This window comes from Neisseria sp. HMSC31F04, from assembly GCF_001807735.1.
GTDB lineage: Bacteria > Pseudomonadota > Gammaproteobacteria > Burkholderiales > Neisseriaceae > Neisseria > Neisseria elongata.
Genome location: NZ_KV790764.1, coordinates 1 through 3,947, shown reverse-complemented (window position 1 = coordinate 3,947; position 3,947 = coordinate 1). Strand labels below are relative to the sequence as shown.

General features: G+C 52.3%; 5 protein-coding genes. 2 read left to right on the top strand and 3 right to left on the bottom strand.

Features of this window, described 5'->3' with window-relative positions:
- Positions 1-235 precede the first annotated feature (235 nt).
- On the bottom strand, positions 236-448 hold the full coding sequence (locus HMPREF3107_RS01615; protein ID WP_003770036.1) for a hypothetical protein: 213 nt from the start codon (positions 446-448) through the stop codon (positions 236-238).
- A gap of 96 nt (positions 449-544) precedes the next feature.
- A complete protein-coding gene (locus HMPREF3107_RS01610; RefSeq protein ID WP_003770035.1) occupies positions 545-748 on the bottom strand; it encodes a cold-shock protein in 204 nt (67 codons plus the stop codon).
- A 354-nt stretch (positions 749-1,102) separates the two neighbouring features.
- Here HMPREF3107_RS01610 and HMPREF3107_RS01605 point away from each other — a divergent pair, with 354 nt between their 5' ends.
- Positions 1,103-2,290, top strand: a complete 1,188-nt coding sequence (locus HMPREF3107_RS01605) for a multidrug effflux MFS transporter (protein ID WP_070452602.1) — start codon at positions 1,103-1,105, stop codon at positions 2,288-2,290.
- A 58-nt stretch (positions 2,291-2,348) separates the two neighbouring features.
- Here HMPREF3107_RS01605 and HMPREF3107_RS01600 read toward each other — a convergent pair whose 3' ends face one another.
- Positions 2,349-2,975: an inner membrane CreD family protein gene (locus HMPREF3107_RS01600; RefSeq protein ID WP_070452605.1), complete on the bottom strand. Its 627-nt coding sequence runs from the start codon at positions 2,973-2,975 to the stop codon at positions 2,349-2,351.
- Between the two features lie 224 nt (positions 2,976-3,199).
- On the opposite strand from HMPREF3107_RS01600, the gene HMPREF3107_RS01595 reads away from it, so the two are divergent.
- Positions 3,200-3,880: a response regulator gene (locus HMPREF3107_RS01595; RefSeq protein WP_070452598.1), complete on the top strand. Its 681-nt coding sequence runs from the start codon at positions 3,200-3,202 to the stop codon at positions 3,878-3,880.
- Positions 3,881-3,947 lie beyond the last annotated feature (67 nt).

Sequence of the window (3,947 nt, the reverse complement as noted above, 5' to 3'; positions counted from 1 at the left end):
AAAAGGAATTTTGCAAAGGTCTCCGTCTGAAAGTTTGTTAGAGAGACTCGCATAAACTTTCAGACGGCCTTTGACTGCAATGGACAGCCTTGTGATGGCTTTTTTGGAGTGTGATGATGCCTTTACAACAGTCGTTTGCCAATGGACCTTACCGTATCACTTTTGCCGTTTGGCGATATATACCGCCTTGCGGTAGCCGTCGGGTATTCGGCAATATTTGGAATTGGAAAGAGCCCTACGCCTGTTTGTCGGCAAAGAATTTTTTGTAGTATTGATCAATCCGTTCGATGGTGGTTGAGTCGTTCGGCGTCAGAATCCGTTGTTGTAGGCTGAGCCGTACCAAGTCATCGTCTTCGCGTTCGGCAGCCGCGCAATCTGTGGATTGGTGGGTGCGGAGGTAATCAATCATTTCGGTCAGTTGTTGCTGGGCTTGTTGATAGTCGGACATATTTTCCCCTTGTTATGTGAATCGACGGATAGAAAAAATGGCAGGTCTGAAACCCGCCATGCTGTTAAAACCGGACAAACCGGCTAGTTTGGATGCTTAAGCCGCCTGGATGTTTGCAGCCTGAAGGCCTTTGGGGCCGCTGGTGACATCAAAAGAAACTTTTTGGCCTTCTTTCAGGGTTTTGAAGCCTTCCATGTTGATGGCAGAGAAATGTGCGAACAAATCATCGCCGCCTTCATCAGGAGTGATAAAACCAAAGCCTTTTGCATCGTTAAACCATTTAACAGTACCGGTTGCCATAAATACTACTTTCCATATCTAAAAAATTGATCAAACCAAGCCGGACGGGTTTACAGTAAACAGTAAGACGTTGTCTTATTATTTTAGAGTATTTGCCCCAGTCGGGCTTAACTGTCTTTTTACCTTTGTTAAGCAATGTAGTCAAGCAATAAACGGGAAAAGGCGTTTTTTTGCGGAAAAAAGTGAAAAATACAACAGTGAACGGATAGGCCGTCTGAAAAGGGTGTGAGACGGGCCTACGGGACATCGGGTATGGGGTGGTGCGGGTGTTATAATTCCACCGTTTTGCCGCTGTGTGCGGCTGTATTTGCGGGATAGTGAATGGATAGGAAAATTCCTTTAAGTAATAAACAGATGGCCTTTTTGCTGGCAACGATGACGGCGATTATGCCTTTATCCGTCGATGCTTATTTGCCGGCAATTTTGTCGTTGTCAGACGATTTGCAGGTGCCGGTAAAGTTGATTGAGAAAAGCCTGAGCAGTTTTATGTTCGGTGTGGCGTTCGGCCAGCTGCTGGGCGGTGCGGTGTCGGATGTGAAAGGCAGGCGTACGGTGGCTTTGGGCGGCTTGGGGCTGTATGCGGCCGCTTCGCTGGCCTTGGCCTTGCTTCAAACCATGGAGCAGTTGGTCGTGCTGCGGTTGCTGCAGGCTTTCGGCGGCGGAATGGCAGCAGTGATGGCCGGGGCGGTGGTGCGCGATTTTTACGAAGGCAGACAGGCGGCGCAGATGTTTGCGCTAATCGGCATCGTGATGATGTCTGCACCGTTGGCCGCGCCTATGTTGGGGTCAGGATTGCAGCGTATCGGCGGATGGCGGCTGATTTTTGTTTTTTTATTGTTGTATTCTTTGGCCGTATTTGCATTGATGTGGCGTTTTTTGCCGAAATCGGAGGCAAACGGGCGGCTTGACCAGCATTTTTTCGGCGATATGCTGCGGCGTTACCGTCGTGTACTGCAAACCGTGCCCGCTTTGGGCTTCATGTTTTTTCAGGCGTTCAGTTTCGGTTCGATGTTTGTTTTCTTAACCGAATCTTCTTTTGTTTATATGAAGCTGTATGGTTTGACACCGTTTATTTATGCATTCGTGTTCGGCAGCAATATTGTAACGATGATGGCGTTTAACCGCATTACGGCCTGGCGGTTGAAAAGCGGCAGTAACGCGGAAGATATTTTGTTGTGGGGCTTGGCCATCCAATTGGCTGCAAATTCGGCTGCATTGTTGTTGGTGTGGGCTTGCGGCGGGCTGCCGCCGTTACCTTTGCTGGTGCTGTGCCTGATGGTTTCGGTCGGCACTCAGGGTTTGGTTACGGCAAACACGCAGGCCTGCTTTATGTCTTATTTCAGGGAAGTCGGCGGCAGCGCGAATGCTTTGCTGATGGCGGTTACGTCGCTGATTGGTGCAGGCATGGGTTGGCTGGCGACGTTGCTGCATAATGGTACGGTGTATGTGATGGTTTCCCTGATGCTGTGTTCCACCGTTGCCGGCTGCCTGCTGTTATTTGCCTGTTCGCGTCAGGCATGGCTGAAAGCGGATGTTAGGTAAGAAAGAAGAGGAGGCCGTCTGAAACACAGTTTTCAGACGGCCTCCCCTTTATACAGCCTTATTGCATGTCATGATTTTGACGTGCAGCCATCCTTTCTTCAATCACATTAGTGTGATTGTCTGATTTTTCGTCACTCAGCGCATACCAATCAATCTCCCGTGTGTAATACATCACCGCGAACAGCGCTGCAAACAGCAGACAAGAGCCGGCCAGCAGGTTGTATTGCTGCATTTTTATCAGCACAAACATCGTACCGTAGGCCGCAACGAGCAGCGCCGTCATCATATGCACCCCGCGCGTGGTGGCCAGCACGAAGCGCAGATACCAAAACAGCAAGCCGATACACGCCGCCGCACCGATGGCATAAGCGGCAGTAAAGCCGACATGTTCCGCCAGCGAGAGCAACAGCAGGTAGAAAATCGACAACGCTGCGCCTACCAGCAGATACTGCACGGGATGGATGCGCCATTCCTGCAGGATTTCGCTTAAAAAGAACGAAGAAAACACCAACACCACCAATACCATGCCGTATTTCACGCTGCGGACAACCATGTGGTAGCCCTCCGCCCCCAGCAGTATGCTGGACTGGTATTCGCTCCGCTGTTCGGCCAGTCCGTAAATCCACAGCAATACCACGGCAAAGGCGATACACAGGCCGATTACGCTCCATAATTTTTTCGTCATTTTCTGCTCCATAGAAAGGTTTTGGGCAACGGACTTCCGTTTGCCGACAGCGTCCAGTATGCCGGAACGCCGTCAATTTCCTGTGGGGCAGTTGTGAAGATTTTATGAAGATTGCAGCCTGAAAATGATGTGCAGCCTGCCACTCTTGCGTACAATGAACGGATGAACTTTATTTTCTCTACGGCTTGCCGCCTTATATTGACGGCTTGTTAATTCCCTATTCCATGAACCCGCATATCCTCATCATCGAAGACGAACGCGAAATCGCCGAACTAGTCGAACTCTCCCTCGCCCGCGCCCATTTCACCGCACGCATCGCCCCCACCGCAGAGCAGGCACGGCAACTGCTCGCGCGCGAACACTTCGACCTGCTCCTGCTCGACGTCGGCCTGCCCGACACCGACGGCTTCGAACTGCTCAAAACCCTGCGCCCGCAACATCCCCAGCCCGTCATCATGCTCACCGCCCAAGACGAAGAAACCGACCGCATCCTCGGCCTCGAACTCGGCGCAGACGACTACATCGGCAAACCCTTCAGTCCGCGCGAACTCGTCGCCCGCGTAAAAGCCGTGCTGCGGCGCACACAAACACAGCCCGCCGCCGAAACCGAATCCGTACCAGTATGGCACGACGACGCGCCCGCCTGCTGCATCCGCCACCAAGGGCGCGAACTGCCGCTCACGCAGGGCGAATACCGCCTGCTGCGCACCCTGCTGCACCGACCCGGCCGCGTGTTCAGCCGCGAAGAACTGCTCACCGCCATGTTCGGCGGCAACCGCCCCTCCGACCCGCACACCATCAACACCCACATCCGCGCCCTACGCCACAAACTGCGCGAAGCCGGAATCGCCGACGAACACATCCGCACCCATCACGGGCTGGGGTATAGTTTTAACGAAACCTGAAGTGTGGGGAGGTGTTTATTTTTGCACTGGGTGATTAGAAGAAAAAAAACGGCGAAAATCTTTATGG